Origin of the sequence: Pseudomonas sp. PDM04, assembly GCF_014851765.1 — a bacterium.
In the GTDB taxonomy this organism is placed as follows: domain Bacteria; phylum Pseudomonadota; class Gammaproteobacteria; order Pseudomonadales; family Pseudomonadaceae; genus Aquipseudomonas.
The window spans coordinates 739,162-756,689 of sequence record NZ_JACVAI010000004.1 but is presented as its reverse complement, the minus strand read 5'-3'; the positions used below and the strand labels follow the sequence as shown (position 1 = coordinate 756,689).

Genomic DNA, 17,528 nt, shown 5'->3' with positions numbered 1-17,528 from the left:
CTTCCGGAGTCGTTCCATGCGTAGCCCGCTGATTATCGCCACCCTCGGCCTGCTGTTATTGGCTGACGTCACCCAGGCGCACACCCTGGTTGCCACCAGTAACATCCTGATCAACGCCACCCGGCGCTCCCTCGATTTCACGTCCGATACCACCACGTCCATTCGCGATTCGAAAATCGTTCGTGAAGCCCATGACGATGCAGCGAGCTTCGTCGCCAGCGAAGGTGAAATCCGCGGCGCGCACCTGGAAGCGGCCATCAATGTATTGCGCACCCGCGTACCGGAAGCCCGGGACGCCAGTGACCAGGCACTTGCCGAAGCCATCCTCGCACTGTGAGGCGGTTCGGTGCCTGGCTGCTGGCCGGGGTCGTGTTGCTGCTTGGCAATACGGCCCAGGCCGGCCTGCAATTGCGGCTCAAGACCGAAGGCCTGAGCCCCGCCCAACAACAGGCCAGCCAGGCACTGCTCGATGAAGCGATGCAGGCGTTGCCGCCGCGTTTCATCGAGCAACTCGACCGGCGCATCGACGTTGGCTGGACCGATGACATGCCGGGCAACGCCTACGGCCAGGCATCGCTGGTGTCCGAGCTGGACCTCAATCGCAATCTGCTCGCCGGCCTTACCGATGGCAGCGCCGCCAGCAAGAAAACCTACCGTCCCCACGGCACCGTGCGCCGCGAGATGCTGGCCACGGTGCTGCACGAACTCACCCACATTTATGACCGCTCGCGTCTATGGTCCGCCTCCGAACGCACACTGATCCAGCGCTGTACCCGACGCAGCAACAGCTCCGGGTTGATCGGCATTCCGGATGAATGCCGGGGTCAATCCGACCGGCGCTTTACCCTCAGCGACGACCCGCGCCTGCTCGACCTCGCCGGCTGGCCGCAATACGTCGGCCGTCGCGGCGAGCGCGAACAGCACAACCGCCAGGTGGCCCGCAGCCCGGACATCTACGAGACGAGCAGCCCGAAAGAGTTCGTTGCGGTCAACATGGAGTATTTCCTGCTCGACCCGAGCTATGCCTGTCGCCGTCCTTCGCTGTACCGCTACTACAAGGAGTATTTCGGCTGGGCACCGGCCGCCAAGAACGCCTGCAGCCAATCCTTCGCCTTCCTCAATGCCGGCAATGACTTCGCCAAGCAGCCCTTGGGCCAGGTCGATCCGGAGCGGGTGTATGCCGTCGACTACCTGCTGGCCGAAGCCAACCAGAACTGGGTCAGCCGTTGGGGCCACAGCATGTTGCGCCTGGTGATCTGCGCTCCTGGCCGGCCACGCGGCCCGGACTGCCGACTGGATCTGGACCAGCACCTGGTGCTGTCCTACCGCGCCTTCGTCGGTGATGTGCAGCTCTCGAGCTGGGATGGCCTGGTCGGCAAATACCCGTCGCGCCTGTTCGTCCTGCCGCTGGCCCAGGTGATCGACGAATACACCAAGACCGAACTGCGCAGCCTCGCCTCGGTGCCGCTGAACCTGTCGCGCGAGGAGATCGAAGGCGTGGTGGAGCACGCTGCGGAGATGCACTGGAGCTACGACGGCAACTATTTCTTCCTGTCCAACAACTGTGCAGTGGAAGGCCTGAAGTTGCTGCGCAGCGGCAGCAACAACGCCAAGCTGGTCGGGCTCGACAACATCATGCCCAACGGTTTGCTGGAAGTGCTCAAGGGTCGCGGGCTGGCCGACACCAGCGTACTCGACGATCCCCGCGAAGCCCTGCGCCTGGGCTACCGCTTCGACTCATTCCGCGACCGCTATCAGGCCATGTTCGAGGTGCTGAAAAAGCACCTGCCGATCAAACAGGACAAGGTCGAGGACTGGCTGTCCCTGAAGGCTGAAGAGCGCCGCCCGTGGATCGAACAAGCCGACCTGCGCACCAGCGCGGCCCTGCTGTTGCTGGAACAGGCCGCCTTCCGCCAGCAACTGGTACTGGCCCAGGACGAAGTGAAACAACGCTACCTCGGCGCTCGGGAATTGAAAAACGGCGGCATGGACAAGGCCAACGCAACCTTGCAGCAGATTCTCGCCAACAGCGGCTTCCTCAGCCGTCCGGCCGAGCTGCTGGGCACCGGCGGCTATGGCCTGCCACAACCCAACGAATGGCAGCGCCTGGAGTCGGAAAGCAGTCTGCGGCAGAAACAGCTGCAACTGCTGACCGGTGATCTGGACAAGGAAGTCAGGGCGCTGCTCGAACCCGGCCGTGCCGCCGAGATGGCCGCCAACGAAGCCAACCTGAAGCAGGTGGGCGAGCATTTGCGCAAGCTGCACAAAGCCTCGGGCGGATTGGAATTGCCATGAAAAGGCTTCGCGGCTGAACACCGCGAAGCCTTGGGCCTGCCGGTCCGTTTAACTCACAGCACCCCTTCGAGAATTTCATAGACGATGCCGCTGCCCACCGCGATCAGCACAATGTCGCTGCCAGCACGGCGCCACTCGTACCCGCTGTAATACGGCAGCCGACTCAGTGCGCGATTGTCCAGGCGTTCGCCATAGTAACCAGGCGGCAGCGGCCGGCCACGCTCCAGGTGAAGGCCTGGAGGCGGCGGTGCGCCGCGCACGAAATAGCCATGGTTATCGCGGATCGTCTGGCGCACCGGGCCGAAATCGCGGGGTGGCGGGCCGCCACGGCGATTGTCCTGCGGACCGCGATGGTCATCGCCGCGATTGTCGTAATGGCCTTGTTGCTGACCGCCATAGTCATGATCGTCGCGCGGGTCGGCGTTGGCGTGCAGCAACGGCGCGGCGCCAAGCAGCAGTACGCCAAGGCTGGCTATCAGACGTTTCGGCATTTTCATCAGGTCTTTCCTCACTGCGCATACAGCAAAAAGGGCTTCAGAACGTAGTCCTGAAGCCCTCGGTCTTGCTGTTTAGTCTGCGCTGCGAGGCTCTAATTCCTCTGTATCAGGAACTTTACCTTCAGCTGACCCGGGCCTTACGTACGCCATCGGCCAGCGCTGCGCACAGGCTGAGCACACCGTCGATGGCCTGATCCGGGGTGGTCGCATTGGCGATATGATCGATCAGCGCCGACCCCACCACCACACCGTCGGCCAGACGTGCGATGGACGCCGCCTGCTCCGGTGTACGGATACCGAAGCCGATGCTGATCGGCAGATCGGTGTGGCGACGCAGGCGAACTACCGCTTCTTCGACGTGCTCCAGCGTCGCCGCGCCAGCACCGGTCACCCCGGCGACAGACACGTAGTAGACGAAGCCGGAGCTGCCGTTCAGCACGGTCGGCAGGCGGGCATCGTCAGTGGTTGGCGTGGTCAGACGGATGAAGTCCAGGCCCGCAGCCTGAGCCGGGTCGCACAGCTCGCCGTTATGCTCGGGCGGCAGGTCGACCACGATCAGGCCATCCACGCCAGCCTCTTTCGCATCGGCAATGAAACGCGGTACGCCGTACATGTGGATCGGGTTGAAGTAGCCCATCAGCACCAGCGGCGTTTCGCTGTTGCCCTGGCGGAATTCACGAACCATTTGCAGGGTTTTCACCAGGTTCTGTTTCGCGCCCAGCGCACGAATATTCGCCAACTGGATGGCCGGGCCATCGGCCATCGGATCGGTGAACGGCATGCCCAGCTCGATCACGTCGGCGCCCGCCGCCGGCAAGCCTTTGAGGATCGCCAACGAGGTGTCGTAGCTCGGATCACCTGCGGTGACGAAGGTCACCAACGCGGCGCGGTTCTGTTGCTTGAGTTCGGCAAAACGCGTTTGCAGGCGGCTCATCAGTGTTTCTCCTGCTGGGATTGTTCCATGTGGTGCATCACGGTTTGCATGTCTTTGTCGCCACGGCCGGACAGGTTCACCACCATCAGGTGATCTTTGGGCAGGGTCGGTGCGCGCTTGAACACTTCGGCCAGGGCATGGGCGCTTTCCAGTGCAGGAATAATCCCTTCCAGGCGGCAGCATTTGTGAAACGCATCGAGGGCTTCGTCGTCGGTCACCGAGGTGTATTGAACGCGGCCAATGTCGTGCAACCAGGCGTGCTCCGGACCGATGCCCGGATAGTCGAGGCCGGCGGAAATCGAGTGGGCGTCAATGATCTGGCCGTCATCGTCCTGCAGCAGGAAAGTGCGGTTGCCGTGCAGCACACCCGGAACGCCGCCGTTCAGGCTGGCCGCGTGCTTGCCGGTTTCGATGCCGTGACCGGCCGCTTCGACACCAATGATCTCGACACTTTTGTCGTCGAGGAACGGATGGAACAGACCCATGGCGTTGGACCCGCCGCCGATGCACGCCACCAGGCTGTCCGGAAGGCGGCCTTCCTGGGCTTGCAACTGGTCGCGGGTTTCCTTGCCGATGACGGCCTGGAAGTCACGGACCATCGCCGGGTAAGGGTGCGGTCCTGCGACCGTGCCGATCAGGTAGAACGTGCTGTCGACATTGGTCACCCAGTCACGCAAGGCTTCGTTCATCGCGTCTTTCAGGGTGCCGGTGCCGGCGACCACGGGGATGACGGTAGCGCCCAGCAGTTTCATGCGAAACACGTTGGCCTGCTGGCGCTCGATGTCGGTGGTGCCCATGTAAATCACGCACTCCAGACCGAATCGCGCAGCCACGGTGGCGGTCGCAACGCCGTGCATGCCGGCACCGGTCTCGGCGATGATGCGTTTCTTGCCCATGCGTCGCGCCAGCAGGATCTGGCCGATGCAATTGTTGATCTTGTGCGCGCCGGTGTGGTTCAGCTCCTCACGCTTGAGATAAATCTTTGCGCCGCCGCAGGCCTCGGTCAGGCGCTCGGCGAAATACAGCGGGCTCGGGCGTCCGACATAATCGCGCTGAAAGTAGGCCAATTCCTTGTTGAACGCCGGATCTTCCTTGGCCGCTTCATATTCACGGGCCAGATCGAGGATCAACGGCATCAGGGTTTCGGCGACGTAGCGGCCACCGAACGCGCCAAACAGGCCGTTGATGTCGGGGCCGTTGCGCAGATTAGTCTGGGTCATGGGTCGCTCCGGTTGAATGCGTGAGGTGGTGCTTTTGCAGAAAGTGGCTTCACTCTACCCCTGACGCCCCCGGCTGAAAACCGATAAGATCGCCGCAACCTGTCAGGAAAACTCACAGATCCCATGAGCCACGACCTTCCCCCGCTCAACGCCCTGCGTGCCTTCGAAGCCACTGCCCGCCTGAACAGCGTCAGTCAGGCCGCCGAACAGCTGCACGTGACCCATGGAGCGGTCAGCCGGCAGTTGAAAGTCCTTGAGGAGCACCTTGGCGTAAGCCTGTTCATCAAGGATGGCCGCGGCCTTAAACTCACAGATGCCGGGGTTCGGCTGCGGGACGCCAGCGGCGAAGCCTTCGAACGCTTGCGCACGGTCTGTGCCGAGCTGACCCAAAGCACCGCCGACGCGCCGTTCGTGCTCGGATGCTCGGGCAGCTTGCTGGCGCGCTGGTTCATTCCACGCCTGGGGCGGTTGAATGCCGACCTGCCGGACCTGCGCCTGCATTTGTCCGCCGGCGAAGGTGATCTGGACCCCCGTCGCCCCGGTCTGGACGCCTTGCTGGTGTTCGCGGAGCCGCCATGGCCCGCCGACATGCAGGTCTATGAGCTCGCCAGCGAACGCATCGGTCCGGTCATGAGCCCACGGTTTGGCGGGTATGAAAGCCTGGAAACGGCACCAGCCAATGCCCTGCTGAACGAGCCGCTGCTGCACACCACCTCGCGCCCGCAAGCCTGGCCCAGTTGGGCGCAACAAAACGGCCTCGACGCGAATGCGCTGAAGTACGGACAGGGTTTCGAGCATTTGTACTACTTGCTGGAGGCCGCCGTGGCCGGGCTTGGCGTGGCGATTGCCCCGCAGCCGTTGGTGATCGAGGACTTGAAGGCCGGTCGCCTGGTTGCGCCGTGGGGGTTCAGCGAAACCCCGGCGCAACTGGCGTTGTGGCTACCCAAGCGCGCCGCGGACGGGCGCGCCAGGCAACTGGCGCAGTGGCTGAAAACCGAGCTGCGCCAGACGGATTAGTCGCGCTTGCACAGCAGGTAAGCCGCCAGCAGGCCCAATGCCCCGACCGCCACACCGGCGGTGGTCCAAGGGTGCTCCTGGGCATAATCCCGAGTGGCGATCCCGGTTTCGCGGGTTTTGACTTTGACTTCTTCATAGGCATCGCTGAGCAGGTGACGCGAATGCTTCAGCGCGCTTTCTGCATTGGCTTTCAAGGCCTTGAGCGTTTTACGCGACTCGTCCGAGGCGTCATCTTTGAGGTTTTCCAAAGACTTCAGCAGACTCTCGATCTCGGCTTCCATGCTTTGCAACGAGGCTTTACGTAAAGAGGTGTTGGCCATGGTGGCTCTCCTGCATTGGTGATGAGTGGCGTGTGTTGCTTGGGACTTCGCAGGTTCGAGAAAGTGCAGTAAATCTGAACTTCTTCGTGGGAATGGCCGCCAGAAGTAATACGAAAATCACTGCTAGTCTGTATTTCACACCCAAGGAGAACGCCCATGACAGACCATCACACCTACAAGAAAGTCGAGCTTGTCGGCTCATCCACCAGCAGCATCGAAGATGCCATCAACAATGCGCTGGCCGAGGCCAATAAAAGCATCAAGCACCTGGAGTGGTTTGAGGTGACCGAGACTCGAGGTCACATCAAGGACGGCAAGGCCGCACACTTCCAGGTGACGCTCAAAGTGGGATTCCGGATTGCCAGCAGCTGAGTTTTTGCGAGTCTTCTGAACTTGCGCGCTGGCCGAGTGCCATAGGGAATGGCAAAGCGCTATATGTGTGCATCCGGCCGATGGCTGGATGCTCCCTTTGATCCGACCAGGGAGTGCGACCGATGAAGAAGTTTATGTTGGCAGTGGGATTGTTGAGCCTTGCAGGCGCCGCCTGGGCTGACGGCAAACCATGCGAAGAGCTGAAAGCGGAAATTGCCGCCAAGATCGATGCCAAAGGCGCGTCGAACTACTCACTGGAAATTGTCGATAAAGGCACTGCGGCCGACGGGAAAGTTGTCGGGACCTGTGAGAGCGGCACCAAGGAAATTGTCTACAAGCGCGGATGATTGCTTCAACGCCGCACACTCCATGTGGGAGCGAGCCTGCTCGCGATGACGTCGAATCAGTCAAAGCATAGGTTGGCTGACACGGCGCTATCGCGAGCAGGCTCGCTCCCACAGGGGTGATTAACCCTTCATGACCTGCGCCAGCAACTCGTAGGAATGCACCCGATCGGCGTGTTCATACAGGTCGCAAGTGAAAATCAGCTCATCGGCCTGGGTCTGTTCGATCAGGACTTCCAGTTTGGCGCGAATTTTCTGCGGGCTGCCAACCATCGCCAGTCCGAGGAAATCCCCGACCGCCTCTTTCTCATGGGGCAGCCACAGCCCGTCCATGGTTTTCACCGGTGGGCGCTGCACCAGGCTCTGACCACGCATCAACGCGAGAATGCGCTGATAGACCGATGTCGCCATGTATTCGGCTTGTTCATCGGTGTCAGCCGCCACCAGCGGAACGCCCAACATCACGTAAGGTTTATCCAGTACCGCTGAAGGCTTGAAGTGGTTGCGATAGACGCGAATCGCCTCATGCATGAAGCGCGGAGCGAAATGGGATGCGAAGGCGTAGGGCAAACCGCGCTCCCCCGCCAGTTGTGCGCTGAACAGACTCGATCCCAGTAACCAGACCGGAACCTGGGTACCGGTGCCGGGCATCGCGATGACGCGTTGATCCGGGGTGCGCGGGCCGAGGTAGCGCACCAGTTCGGCGACATCTTGCGGAAAATCATCGGCGCTGCCCGAGCGCTCGCGGCGCAGGGCACGGGCGGTCATCTGATCGGAACCGGGTGCGCGCCCCAGGCCCAGATCGATGCGGCCCGGGTAGAGGCTCTCGAGGGTACCGAACTGTTCGGCGATCACCAATGGCGCGTGATTGGGCAGCATCACGCCGCCAGAACCCACCCGAATGGTCGATGTACCGCCGGCCAGGTAGCCCAGCAACACCGAGGTCGCCGAGCTGGCGATACCGTCCATGTTGTGGTGCTCGGCGACCCAGAATCGGGTGTAGCCGAATTTTTCGGCATGCTGCGCCAGGTCCAGGGAGTTGCGCAGCGATTGGGCCGCGCTGCCGTTTTCGCGCACGGGCACCAGATCCAGGGTCGAAAACTTGATGTCGGACAGTCGTTTCATAAGCCTGCTTCTCCAAGGGGGCGCAGGTTTTTGACGAACGGAAACCTGCCGAATTCATAAGCGTGTTTCATGCAATGAGGGCATATACCCGAGTTTCAAGAGTGATGACGAAATTTCCTACTCAAACAGTAGGAATTAATATCAGGTGAACTTTGCATCACCGTCTATCCTCAGAACCTTGGCAAGCAAAACCACGAAGGCGCGACACCTCGCGCCGGATTCTGAGGAGGCAGACATGGCTATTACCAAGAAAGCATCGGCCCATTGGGAAGGTGATCTGAAAACCGGCATCGGTTCGATTTCCACGGAAACCGGCGTTCTCAGGGAAGCGCCCTACGGCTTCAAAGCCCGTTTCGAAGGTGGAAAAGGCACCAACCCGGAAGAGCTGATCGGCGCGGCCCACGCGGGCTGCTTTTCCATGGCTTTGTCGATGATTCTCGGCGATGCCGGTCTCAAGGCTGACAGCATCGACACCAACGCCGAAGTCGTGCTGGACCAGGTGGACGGCGGCTTCGCCATTACTGCCGTGAAATTGATCCTGAAGGCGAAAATCCCTGGAGCAACCCAGGCGCAGTTCGAGGAATTGAGCACCAAGGCCAAGGAAGGTTGCCCGGTATCCAAAGTGCTGAATGCCAAGATCAGCCTGGACGCCACATTGATCAGCTAGATCGGCAATGATGGAGTCAGTGATCGCAGCCTTCGACAGGCTGCGATTTTTTTGCGCTGAAACAAAACCTGACTGGCGCGATGATGGTCGAATAAATGACAGCAACATGCTGCTTCAAAGGAGCTTCATCGATGAAACGTTTTGCCCTGGCGTTTATCTGCACTGCACTGGCCACTTCGGCACTGGCGGCGCCCAAGGATTGCGAAGAACTGAAGAACGAAATCGAGGTGAAGATCCAGGCGAATGCCGTGCCCTCCTACACCCTGGAAATCGTCTCGAAGCAAGAGGCCGAAAAGCATGACATTGCCATGGTTGTCGGCACCTGCGATAACGGCACCAAAGCCATCATTTACCAGAAGAACGACCGCTGACAGGCCTCAGATGATGCAATTGACTTCCCGGTCTTCGGCCACGATCTCGCGCTTGTCGTTATAAAGCCGCGCGCTGGGGGTGAACGCCAGGGAACGGGCTTCAAGCCGGTAACGCTGGCCGGCTTCGAAATGGTCGAACCGGATCGTCAGGTAGCACAATCGCTCCACGGGGCCGGTCATCAAGCTGCCGCCACCGCCAAATACCTCAAAGTCGAAACGCACCCTCAGCTCATGACTGCCGGGGCTAACCTGGAAAAAACGCCCGTCGCGCAGGCGCTGGTTGTCCAGGCGCTCGGCCATCAGCAACTTGCCCCCAGGGGTGGGCGTCGCGAAGTCGACCCAGGCCATCTGTGGATCGACCGCCGGTAACGGACTCTGGCAACCGGCGAAGGTGCCAGCGGCGAGCAAAAGCAACAACCTGCGCATGATGAATGCCCCGAGGATTGAACATCCAGCATAGCGCCGATCAGGTTCGTTGGCAGCCCGCCGGCGTGCCCTGACCGATCACTTTTCGCTGTTGATCATAGAGCTTGGCCCATGGCCGAAAGCCGATGTTCCCCGCCTGCAACTGATACTTCTCACCGGCGTTGAAACCATTGAATTTCACATTCAACTGGCAATCGCGCCACAGCGGCTCGGCGTCCGGCCCGATGTTGCCCGGCTCGACCGCGAACTGATAACGCACCGTCAGCTCGTGGCTGCCGGGCTGGACCTCGAAATAGCGTTTGTCCGTAGACGCCTTGTCATCGACCTCCAAAGCCTGCAGCGCGGTGTCCTGCTGCGGCGACTCGAGATCGATCCACGCTTGAGAGGGGTCGTGGTGAGGTATGCCGAATCCTGCACAACCTGTCAGCATCAACAGGCTACCCGTCAGCATCATCTTGCGCATAGCGGAGCTCCAGTCAGGCGGGATAGTCTTGCGGGCAGACTTTCCAGGGATGATTTTATTGTGATCAGGCCGCTTCCAAGCCATGGGTTACTTGATCGCGTTTTGCGCGTTTTGTTTCCGGGTGCGTTGCTTTTATTGCTCAGTGGGTGCGCCAGCGTCAGCTACTACAGCCAATTGGCCAACGGTCAGTTACAGCTGCTGCGGGCCCGGGAACCGGTTTCCGAGGTGCTTGCCGATCCATCTCGCGACCCTGAACTGCGCGCGCATCTGGCGCAGTCACAAAAGGCCCGGACCTTCGCCAGCCAGCAGCTGCATTTGCCGGACAACCAGAGCTATCGGTTGTACGCCGACATTGGCCGACCGTTCGTCGTCTGGAACGTGTTCGCCACCCCGGAGTTTTCCCTGTCGCCGCAAAACCATTGTTTTCCGGTCGCCGGGTGTGTGGCCTATCGCGGTTATTACACCCAGAGCGCCGCTCGCGGCCAGGCGGCGCTGCTGCGAGAGGAAGGTATGGACGTGTCGATCGGCGGCGTCGAGGCCTATTCGACGCTCGGTTGGTTCAACGATCCGATTATCAGTTCGATGATGGGTTGGGGCGATGAACGGCTGGCGACCCTGATTTTCCACGAGCTGGCTCACCAGCGTGTCTATGTGAAGGACGACACCGAGTTCAACGAGTCCTTCGCTACGTTTGTCGAGCAGGAAGGCACTCGGCAATGGCGTGCCTGGCGCGGCCTGGCGCCGGACAACGGCAACCCGGCGCAGCAGCGGGACCAGTTTATCCAGCTGGTGCTGGACACCCGCTCGCGACTTGAACAGCTCTATGCCATGCCGTTGTCGACCGAGCAGATGCGCCAGCGCAAGGCGCAGGAATTCGAACGGCTACGCAGCCGGTACCGCACGTTGCGAGACAGCCAGTGGGCTGGGGATAAGCGCTATGACGCGTGGATAAACGCGCCGATGAACAACGCCCGGCTGTTGCCGTTCGGTTTGTACGACCAATGGGTGCCGGCGTTTGCGGCGCTGTTCCAGCAGGAACGAGGCGACTGGCCGGCGTTTTATGCCGCGGTGGAAAAACTCGGCGCGTTGCCGGCTCCTGAGCGAAAGGCGGCTTTGAAAGGGTTGGCAGGGCCCGGCAATGGCGCGGGCTGATCCACGTCTCTTCGCGGGCAAGCCCGGCCCCGGTGCTTGACTACTGCGTGGAGCAGGCTGGCCCGCGAAGGCGCTTCGGCTAGCGCCGCAAAAAAGCCTGGTGCAAATCGTCCAGCGTTTCGAAATGGTAGGCCGGTGCTTCCGCGCTCAGCTCCTCGCGGCTGCCAAACCCATAGCCCACCGCAGCCGCATCCAAGCCGTTGCTGCGCGCGCCAATCAGATCGTGCTTGCGGTCGCCGATCATCAGAGTATTGGCCGGGTCCAGCTCTTCTTCGGCCATTAGGTGGGCAATGAGCTCGACCTTGTTGGTTCGCGTGCCGTCCAGTTCGCTGCCGTAGATCACTTTGAAATGCCTGGCGAAATCGAAATGCCGGGCAATTTCCCGGGCGAAAACCCACGGTTTGGACGTCGCGATGAACAACTGTCGTCCTTGCCCACCCAGGGTTTCCAGCAGCGGCGTGACGCCCTCGAACACGCGGTTCTCGTAAAGGCCGGTGACCTTGAAGCGTTCGCGATAGAAATTCACCGCTTCCCAGGCCTTCGGCTCGTCGAAGTCGTAGAACTGCATGAACGCCTGCAACAACGGCGGACCGATGAAGTGCTCCAGCTTGCTCAGGTCAGGCTCGTCAATGCCCAGTTTGCCCAAGGCGAACTGGATCGAGCGGGTGATGCCTTCACGGGGATCGGTCAGGGTGCCATCAAGGTCGAACAAAACGGTTTGGTAATGCATGTTGAATCCTGAATTAGAGTGTCGCGCTCAGACCTGGTCGTAGCCTTCGGCCAGATGCAGATCCTTGAGTTTCACGTAGTTCGCCGCACTGTAGGTGAAGAACGCCTGTTCCTTTTCCGTCAACGGCCGCACCTGTTTCACCGGGCTGCCCACATACAGGAACCCACTGTCCAGGCGCTTGCCCGGGGGTACGAGACTGCCAGCGCCGATGATCACATCGTCGGCGACCACCGCACCGTCCATGACAATGCTGCCCATGCCGATCAACACCCGGCTCCCCACGGTGCAGCCATGCAGCATGACTTTATGGGCGATGGTGACATCGTCGCCGATCAGCAATGGAAAACCATCGGGGTTGAACGGGCCGGCGTGGGTGATGTGCAACACGCAGCCGTCCTGCACGCTGGTGCGGGCGCCGATGCGGATGCGGTGCATGTCGCCGCGAATCACCGTCAGCGGCCAGACAGAGCTGTCGTCGCCGATTTCGACATCGCCGATCACCACCGCCGAGCGATCGACAAAAGCGCCTTTGCCGAGCAATGGCGTGTGGTTCTGGTACTTGCGAAGGTTCACGATAGGGTTTCTCTCTGTTGCCGATAGCTGCGGTGAACGCCGATTGTAATTAAGATGGCTGCATGTTTCTTCCAGCCAAGGTGCCAACCGTGAGCGTGAACAACCCTCTTTTGCAGTCCTACGACCTGCCGCCGTTCTCGGCGATCCGTGCCGAACACGTGCAACCGGCCATTGAACAGATTCTGGCAGACAACCGCGCCGCGATTATCGAGATTCTCAAAACCCAGGCCAAACACCCGACCTGGGCCGGCCTGGTGCTGGCGATGGACGAACTCAACGATCGCCTGGGTGCCGCGTGGAGCCCGGTCAGCCACCTCAACGCCGTGTGCAACAGCGCCGAGCTGCGCGAAGCCTACGAGTCCTGCCTGCCGGCACTGAGCGCCTACTCCACCGAACTGGGCCAGAACCGCGCGCTGTTCGAAGCCTTCCAGGCCCTGGCCAACAGCCCGGAAGCTGCCGGTTTCGACGTGGCACAAAAAACCATCCTTGAACATTCCCTGCGTGACTTCCGCCTGTCGGGTATCGACCTGCCGGAAGCCGAGCAGAAGCGCTATGCAGAAGTCCAGAGCAAGCTCTCGGAACTGGGCAGCCGCTTCTCCAACCAGTTGCTTGACGCGACTCAAGCCTGGACCAAACACGTGACCGACGAGGCCGCCCTCGCCGGCCTGACCGACTCGGCCAAGGCACAAATGGCAGCAGCGGCGCAGGCCAAGGGACTGGACGGTTTCCTGATCACCCTGGAATTCCCCAGCTACTACGCGGTGATGACCTACGCCAACGATCGCGCCCTGCGCGAAGAAGTCTACGCCGCCTACTGCACGCGCGCGTCGGACCAGGGCCCGAATGCCGGCCAGAACGACAACGGCCCGGTCATGGAAGAAATCCTCGACCTGCGCCAGGAACTGGCCAGGCTCCTGGGCTTCGCCAGTTTCTCCGAGCTGAGCCTGGCCACCAAGATGGCCGAATCCAGCGATCAGGTCCTGAGCTTTCTGCGCGACCTGGCCAAGCGCAGCAAACCGTTCGCGGCGCAGGATCTGCAACAGCTCAGGGCCTACGCTGCCGAACAGGGCTGCCCGGACCTGCAAAGCTGGGACAGCGGTTTTTACGGCGAAAAGCTCCGCGAACAACGTTACAGCGTCGCCCAGGAAGCCCTGCGCGCCTATTTCCCGATCGACAAGGTGCTCAGCGGCCTGTTCGCCATCGTCCAGCGCCTGTACGGCATCGAGATCGCCGAGCAGACCGGATTCGATACCTGGCACCCGGATGTTCGCCTGTTTGAAATCAAGGAAAACGGCCAGCATGTCGGCCGCTTCTTCTTTGACCTCTACGCCCGTGCCAACAAGCGCGGCGGTGCGTGGATGGACGGCGCCCGCGACCGTCGCCGCACAGCCGGCGGCGTGCTACAGAGCCCGGTGGCCAACCTGGTGTGCAACTTCACTCCGGCCGACAGCGGTAAACCGGCGCTGCTGACCCATGATGAAGTCACCACCCTGTTCCACGAATTCGGCCACGGCTTGCATCACCTGCTGACCCGCGTCGAACACGCGGGCGTGTCCGGCATCAACGGCGTGGCGTGGGATGCGGTCGAACTGCCGAGCCAGTTCATGGAAAACTGGTGCTGGGAGCCGGAAGGCCTGGCGCTGATTTCCGGTCACTACGAGACAGGCGAACCGCTGCCGCAGGACCTGCTCGGCAAGATGCTCGCGGCGAAGAACTTCCAGTCCGGCCTGATGATGGTTCGCCAGTTGGAGTTCTCGCTGTTCGACTTCGAACTGCATGCCACCCACGGCGACGGCCGCAGCGTGCTGCAAGTGCTCGAAGGCGTGCGTGACGAGGTTTCCGTCATGCGACCACCGGCCTACAACCGCTTCCCCAACAGTTTCGCCCACATTTTTGCCGGCGGTTACGCTGCGGGCTACTACAGCTACAAGTGGGCCGAAGTCCTGTCGGCCGACGCGTTCTCCAGGTTCGAGGAAGACGGTGTGCTCAACGCCGAGACCGGTCGCGCGTTCCGCGAAGCGATCCTGGCACGCGGCGGGTCGCAGGAACCGATGGTGCTGTTCGTCGACTTCCGTGGCCGTGCACCGTCGATTGACGCACTCTTGCGCCACAGCGGCCTGAGTGAGGACGCAGCAGCATGAGTGAGGTGCCTGTGAAAACGAAAAAACGCTTCATCGCCGGGGCGGTCTGCCCGGCGTGCAGCGAGCCCGACAAACTGATGATGTGGAGCGAAGACAACACCCCGCATCGTGAATGCGTGGCGTGCGGCTATTCCGACACCTTGAATGAACAAGGGCTGTCGGTGCCCAAGGAACTGGGTACGCGGGTCAACGTTTCGGCGCTGAAGGTTGCGGACGCCAAGGTACAGGCCGTGCAGTTTTTCCCGAACCCGAAGCTGAAGAAAAAGCCTGACGAACAGCACTGACCGCTGTCATCGCCTCCCACCGCGCAATGCCGTGGGAGGCCTTGCTTATTCGACGTGGGCGGACTGGAACCAGTTCTTCATCGAGCACGCGGCGAACGGGCTCGTGCTGCACTCGCCGTTGGCCAGCGCCGTGCGCAACTTGTCCACATCCGCCTGCATCATGTAGCGGATGCCATCCTTGAAGTGGCTGTTGTCACCAAATCCCCCTTGAGTCATCTCGCCCAGGGCGTCTTCCTTGCTCCAACCCTGCACCACCACCCGGTACATGGCGGCGATCAGCCCGGTACGGTCCGAACCATGTTTGCAATGCATCAGCACCGGGCCCTTGGCCTCGGCAGCCTGAATGGCGCGCAGGGCCTTGAGGACTTGCGCATCATCCACGTGATTGGTGCGATAAGGCAGTCGGACCTGTTCGATCCCGGGGTTGGCCAGCCAGTTTGAATCGGACTCCGGCAGGAAGTTGATCACGGTCGCAATCCTGAGTTTTTCCAGCAACGTAACGGCACCAGCGTCGGGTAGCGCGCTGCGGTAGAGGGTCGGGGACATCTGGAAAAGGTTGTACTGGGCCTCGACCGATTGAGCCCACTCCGCAGGACGGGACAGGGCGGTGTCGTCAGCGTGGGCGAACGTCAGGTTGAACAAGGCGACCAGCGACAGGCTCAGCGCTGGGATGAGGCGTAAAGACATGCTCGGCGACCGTACAGTGGAAAGGTGACGACGCCAGATTGGGGCAGGAACGGTCAAAGGACCGTGAGCCCTTTGTCAAAGGATCGTGAACACGATGGCGTCTGGATAACTATTCAGCCCTGATTAAAAACAGGCCTGCATCAACTTCATGCAGGCCCCTTCACCACCTCGTTACGGGCTGACGATAGCCGAATAAGCCGCCGCCAGCGCCAACAACTTCTGTTTGTCGTCATGATCGATATCGCCGTCACCGTCGACATCACTCTTCAACGTCTTGATACTGAAGGAGCGGCCGCCATCGTCGGAGATCGCCATCATATGCACGGAGTCGACCAGGGTCTCTGTCACCTTTTCCGTTACCGGGTCCCAGATGGATTCCTTGCGAGAAAGCTGCATCGCGACCTGTGCTTCCAGAGGGTTGACGAGCGTGGGGGCAAGCAGTTGTAAAAATATACCGCGCTGATTCAAGAACGACATTGACCAAATCCTTTTAGTAAGTAAGAACACGAAACTTCGTGCGAGCCGAATAGTACTTATCAGGTTAACTTTCCTGCTATTCGCTTTATGTTTCCCGGAATTGCAATATGCATTTCTTATCAACTAAGGATGCACATGAAACACTGAAACGCGCTTGTGCGCCCAACGGCACTGGTCGGCACGGACTGCCTCGGATACTGTATGCACATACAGCACAGGAAACCCGCCGATGAACACGCCTTTGCCACCGCGCGGTCGCGGTACCGCCACCAATCCGCATAACCGTTTTGCACCCAACCGCTCGGTGGCGCAGGACGATGGCTGGTACCAGGAAGTCCCGGTGACCCAAGGCACCGAAGTGCGCATCGAAACGGCTAAAACCATCATCACCCGCAACAGCTCGCCAGACCTGCCCTTTGATCGCTCGATCAATCCTTATCGTGGCTGCGAGCACGGCTGCATTTACTGTTACGCGCGCCCCAGCCACGCCTATTGGGACATGTCGCCGGGGCTGGATTTCGAAACCCGCTTGATCGCCAAGACCAACGCCGCCGACGTGCTTGAACAGCAACTGGGCAAACGCGGCTATCAATGCGCGCCGATCAACCTGGGGTCCAACACCGATCCTTACCAGCCGATCGAGCGTGAACACCGAATCACCCGACAAACCCTGGAAGTGCTGCTGCGTTATCGCCACCCGGTGACGATCATCACCAAGGGCTCGCTGATCCTGCGTGACCTGGACCTGCTCGCCGAACTCGCCGCTCAAAGGCTGGTGGCGGTGATGATCAGCCTCACCACCCTGGACGATGAACTCAAACGCATCCTCGAACCCCGCGCAGCCGCCCCCAAGGCCCGCCTGCGGGCGATTCGCGTCATGCGCGAGGCCGGGGTTCCGGTGGGTGTGCTGTGTTCACCGATGATTCCGATGATCAATGACTGCGAGCTCGAAAGCCTGTTGAGCGAAGCACACGCAGCGGGGGCGCAAAGTGCGGCGTACATGATGTTGCGCCTGCCTCTGGAGGTGGCGCCGCTGTTCGAGGAATGGTTGGCGGCCCACTATCCCCAGCGGGCAGCCCACGTGCTGAGCCTGATCCGCCAGAGCCGTGGCGGTGAACTCTACGACAGCCGGTTTGGTAGCCGGATGCGTGGCGAAGGTCCGTTTGCCGACCTGCTGGCGCAACGATTTGCCAAAACCATCAAGCGCCTGGGGCTCAACCGCCGAGAGGGCTTCAACCTGGATTGCGCTGCCTTTTGTCCGCCGGGTCGCCAGATGACGCTGATTTGAGGACAATTGACCTATGGTGTATGAGTGCGAACCCGTGACGGACCACGCCGGTCACGTTTTATGTGCCCTGTAACATACGGTCCAGAGCGGTTGATTCAGTTTGAGTTAAGTTTCGCCGGCTACCTTGTTCATCGAGTGACTGACG

The 17,528-nt window shown here is 60.9% G+C and carries 22 protein-coding genes; 11 read left to right on the top strand and 11 right to left on the bottom strand.

All coding sequences use genetic code 11. The annotated features are described in order from the left end of the window. The first annotated feature begins 16 nt into the window (after positions 1–16). Both IB249_RS19580 and IB249_RS19575 read left to right on the top strand, forming a co-directional pair. Positions 17–337 (top strand): DUF2388 domain-containing protein, encoded by a 321-nt coding sequence (locus IB249_RS19580; RefSeq protein WP_192307350.1) that lies wholly within the window; start codon positions 17–19, stop codon positions 335–337. Next, positions 334–2,295 carry a DUF4105 domain-containing protein gene (locus IB249_RS19575; protein ID WP_192307349.1) on the top strand — a complete coding sequence of 654 codons (1,962 nt, stop codon included), beginning with the start codon at positions 334–336 and terminating at the stop codon, positions 2,293–2,295. The genes IB249_RS19580 and IB249_RS19575 overlap by 4 nt, the downstream gene beginning before the upstream one ends. Before the next feature lie 53 nt (positions 2,296–2,348). Here the strand turns inward: IB249_RS19575 and IB249_RS19570 are convergent, their stop codons facing one another. From IB249_RS19570 to trpB, 3 genes are all read right to left on the bottom strand, one after another. After that, on the bottom strand, positions 2,349–2,792 hold the full coding sequence (locus IB249_RS19570) for an anti-virulence regulator CigR family protein (RefSeq protein ID WP_192307348.1): 444 nt from the start codon (positions 2,790–2,792) through the stop codon (positions 2,349–2,351). A gap of 121 nt (positions 2,793–2,913) precedes the next feature. After that, the gene (trpA, locus tag IB249_RS19565) at positions 2,914–3,726 is read right to left on the bottom strand and encodes a tryptophan synthase subunit alpha (protein WP_192307347.1); all 813 of its coding nucleotides are present in this window, start codon (positions 3,724–3,726) and stop codon (positions 2,914–2,916) included. Beyond that, positions 3,726–4,946: a tryptophan synthase subunit beta gene (gene trpB / locus IB249_RS19560; protein ID WP_192307346.1), complete on the bottom strand. Its 1,221-nt coding sequence runs from the start codon at positions 4,944–4,946 to the stop codon at positions 3,726–3,728. Before trpB ends, trpA begins: the two co-directional genes overlap by 1 nt. Positions 4,947–5,069: 123 nt before the next feature. On the opposite strand from trpB, the gene IB249_RS19555 reads away from it, so the two are divergent. Further along, a complete protein-coding gene (locus IB249_RS19555) occupies positions 5,070–5,963 on the top strand; it encodes a LysR family transcriptional regulator (RefSeq protein ID WP_192307345.1) in 894 nt (297 codons plus the stop codon). Here the strand turns inward: IB249_RS19555 and IB249_RS19550 are convergent. Beyond that, the gene (locus IB249_RS19550) at positions 5,960–6,283 is read right to left on the bottom strand and encodes a DUF883 family protein (RefSeq protein ID WP_192307344.1); all 324 of its coding nucleotides are present in this window, start codon (positions 6,281–6,283) and stop codon (positions 5,960–5,962) included. The genes IB249_RS19555 and IB249_RS19550 overlap by 4 nt on opposite strands. Before the next feature lie 156 nt (positions 6,284–6,439). Between IB249_RS19550 and IB249_RS19545 the strand changes: the two genes are divergently transcribed. Continuing rightward, positions 6,440–6,655, top strand: a complete 216-nt coding sequence (locus IB249_RS19545; RefSeq protein WP_010465710.1) for a dodecin — start codon at positions 6,440–6,442, stop codon at positions 6,653–6,655. A 122-nt stretch (positions 6,656–6,777) separates the two neighbouring features. Further along, the gene (locus IB249_RS19540; protein WP_192307343.1) at positions 6,778–7,002 is read left to right on the top strand and encodes a DUF1161 domain-containing protein; all 225 of its coding nucleotides are present in this window, start codon (positions 6,778–6,780) and stop codon (positions 7,000–7,002) included. A gap of 120 nt (positions 7,003–7,122) precedes the next feature. On the opposite strand, the gene IB249_RS19535 is transcribed toward IB249_RS19540, so the two are convergent. After that, positions 7,123–8,124, bottom strand: a complete 1,002-nt coding sequence (locus IB249_RS19535) for an LLM class flavin-dependent oxidoreductase (RefSeq protein WP_192307342.1) — start codon at positions 8,122–8,124, stop codon at positions 7,123–7,125. A gap of 235 nt (positions 8,125–8,359) precedes the next feature. Here IB249_RS19535 and IB249_RS19530 point away from each other — a divergent pair, with 235 nt between their 5' ends. Then, on the top strand, positions 8,360–8,791 hold the full coding sequence (locus tag IB249_RS19530; protein ID WP_192307341.1) for an OsmC family protein: 432 nt from the start codon (positions 8,360–8,362) through the stop codon (positions 8,789–8,791). A 131-nt stretch (positions 8,792–8,922) separates the two neighbouring features. After that, the gene (locus IB249_RS19525; protein ID WP_192307340.1) at positions 8,923–9,162 is read left to right on the top strand and encodes a DUF1161 domain-containing protein; all 240 of its coding nucleotides are present in this window, start codon (positions 8,923–8,925) and stop codon (positions 9,160–9,162) included. A gap of 6 nt (positions 9,163–9,168) precedes the next feature. Here the strand turns inward: IB249_RS19525 and IB249_RS19520 are convergent, their stop codons facing one another. Beyond that, the gene (locus tag IB249_RS19520) at positions 9,169–9,588 is read right to left on the bottom strand and encodes a hypothetical protein (protein ID WP_192307339.1); all 420 of its coding nucleotides are present in this window, start codon (positions 9,586–9,588) and stop codon (positions 9,169–9,171) included. 40 nt (positions 9,589–9,628) lie between these two features. Next, positions 9,629–10,051 carry a hypothetical protein gene (locus IB249_RS19515; RefSeq protein ID WP_192307338.1) on the bottom strand — a complete coding sequence of 141 codons (423 nt, stop codon included), beginning with the start codon at positions 10,049–10,051 and terminating at the stop codon, positions 9,629–9,631. A gap of 60 nt (positions 10,052–10,111) precedes the next feature. Between IB249_RS19515 and IB249_RS19510 the strand changes: the two genes are divergently transcribed. Beyond that, positions 10,112–11,203, top strand: coding sequence for an aminopeptidase (locus IB249_RS19510; RefSeq protein WP_192307337.1), 1,092 nt, complete (start codon positions 10,112–10,114; stop codon positions 11,201–11,203). A 79-nt stretch (positions 11,204–11,282) separates the two neighbouring features. Here IB249_RS19510 and IB249_RS19505 read toward each other — a convergent pair whose 3' ends face one another. After that, positions 11,283–11,933: an HAD family hydrolase gene (locus IB249_RS19505; protein WP_192307336.1), complete on the bottom strand. Its 651-nt coding sequence runs from the start codon at positions 11,931–11,933 to the stop codon at positions 11,283–11,285. 27 nt (positions 11,934–11,960) lie between these two features. Beyond that, positions 11,961–12,506, bottom strand: a complete 546-nt coding sequence (locus tag IB249_RS19500; protein WP_192307335.1) for a gamma carbonic anhydrase family protein — start codon at positions 12,504–12,506, stop codon at positions 11,961–11,963. 62 nt (positions 12,507–12,568) lie between these two features. Between IB249_RS19500 and prlC the strand changes: the two genes are divergently transcribed. Both prlC and IB249_RS19490 read left to right on the top strand, forming a co-directional pair. After that, positions 12,569–14,647, top strand: coding sequence for an oligopeptidase A (gene prlC, locus IB249_RS19495; RefSeq protein ID WP_192307334.1), 2,079 nt, complete (start codon positions 12,569–12,571; stop codon positions 14,645–14,647). Further along, positions 14,644–14,931 carry a YheV family putative zinc ribbon protein gene (locus IB249_RS19490; RefSeq protein ID WP_192307333.1) on the top strand — a complete coding sequence of 96 codons (288 nt, stop codon included), beginning with the start codon at positions 14,644–14,646 and terminating at the stop codon, positions 14,929–14,931. The genes prlC and IB249_RS19490 overlap by 4 nt, the downstream gene beginning before the upstream one ends. Positions 14,932–14,976: 45 nt before the next feature. On the opposite strand, the gene IB249_RS19485 is transcribed toward IB249_RS19490, so the two are convergent. Continuing rightward, on the bottom strand, positions 14,977–15,618 hold the full coding sequence (locus tag IB249_RS19485; RefSeq protein WP_192307332.1) for a dual specificity protein phosphatase family protein: 642 nt from the start codon (positions 15,616–15,618) through the stop codon (positions 14,977–14,979). 171 nt (positions 15,619–15,789) lie between these two features. Then, complete coding sequence (locus tag IB249_RS19480) at positions 15,790–16,095, bottom strand: hypothetical protein (protein WP_192307331.1); 306 nt, start codon at positions 16,093–16,095, stop codon at positions 15,790–15,792. Positions 16,096–16,324: 229 nt separating this feature from the next. On the opposite strand from IB249_RS19480, the gene IB249_RS19475 reads away from it, so the two are divergent. Then, positions 16,325–17,383: a PA0069 family radical SAM protein gene (locus IB249_RS19475; protein ID WP_192307330.1), complete on the top strand. Its 1,059-nt coding sequence runs from the start codon at positions 16,325–16,327 to the stop codon at positions 17,381–17,383. Positions 17,384–17,528: the final 145 nt, after the last annotated feature.

Coding starts and splice junctions, on each gene's coding strand:
- IB249_RS19580 (WP_192307350.1), top strand. CDS start 17: ATGCGTAGCCCGCTGATTATCGCCACCCTCGGCCTGCTGTTATTGGCT.
- IB249_RS19570 (WP_192307348.1), bottom strand. CDS start 2,792: ATGAAAATGCCGAAACGTCTGATAGCCAGCCTTGGCGTACTGCTGCTT.
- trpA (WP_192307347.1), bottom strand. CDS start 3,726: ATGAGCCGCCTGCAAACGCGTTTTGCCGAACTCAAGCAACAGAACCGC.
- trpB (WP_192307346.1), bottom strand. CDS start 4,946: ATGACCCAGACTAATCTGCGCAACGGCCCCGACATCAACGGCCTGTTT.
- IB249_RS19555 (WP_192307345.1), top strand. CDS start 5,070: ATGAGCCACGACCTTCCCCCGCTCAACGCCCTGCGTGCCTTCGAAGCC.
- IB249_RS19550 (WP_192307344.1), bottom strand. CDS start 6,283: ATGGCCAACACCTCTTTACGTAAAGCCTCGTTGCAAAGCATGGAAGCC.
- IB249_RS19545 (WP_010465710.1), top strand. CDS start 6,440: ATGACAGACCATCACACCTACAAGAAAGTCGAGCTTGTCGGCTCATCC.
- IB249_RS19540 (WP_192307343.1), top strand. CDS start 6,778: ATGAAGAAGTTTATGTTGGCAGTGGGATTGTTGAGCCTTGCAGGCGCC.
- IB249_RS19535 (WP_192307342.1), bottom strand. CDS start 8,124: ATGAAACGACTGTCCGACATCAAGTTTTCGACCCTGGATCTGGTGCCC.
- IB249_RS19530 (WP_192307341.1), top strand. CDS start 8,360: ATGGCTATTACCAAGAAAGCATCGGCCCATTGGGAAGGTGATCTGAAA.
- IB249_RS19525 (WP_192307340.1), top strand. CDS start 8,923: ATGAAACGTTTTGCCCTGGCGTTTATCTGCACTGCACTGGCCACTTCG.
- IB249_RS19520 (WP_192307339.1), bottom strand. CDS start 9,588: ATGCGCAGGTTGTTGCTTTTGCTCGCCGCTGGCACCTTCGCCGGTTGC.
- IB249_RS19515 (WP_192307338.1), bottom strand. CDS start 10,051: ATGCGCAAGATGATGCTGACGGGTAGCCTGTTGATGCTGACAGGTTGT.
- IB249_RS19505 (WP_192307336.1), bottom strand. CDS start 11,933: ATGCATTACCAAACCGTTTTGTTCGACCTTGATGGCACCCTGACCGAT.
- prlC (WP_192307334.1), top strand. CDS start 12,569: ATGTTTCTTCCAGCCAAGGTGCCAACCGTGAGCGTGAACAACCCTCTT.
- IB249_RS19490 (WP_192307333.1), top strand. CDS start 14,644: ATGAGTGAGGTGCCTGTGAAAACGAAAAAACGCTTCATCGCCGGGGCG.
- IB249_RS19485 (WP_192307332.1), bottom strand. CDS start 15,618: ATGTCTTTACGCCTCATCCCAGCGCTGAGCCTGTCGCTGGTCGCCTTG.
- IB249_RS19480 (WP_192307331.1), bottom strand. CDS start 16,095: ATGTCGTTCTTGAATCAGCGCGGTATATTTTTACAACTGCTTGCCCCC.
- IB249_RS19475 (WP_192307330.1), top strand. CDS start 16,325: ATGAACACGCCTTTGCCACCGCGCGGTCGCGGTACCGCCACCAATCCG.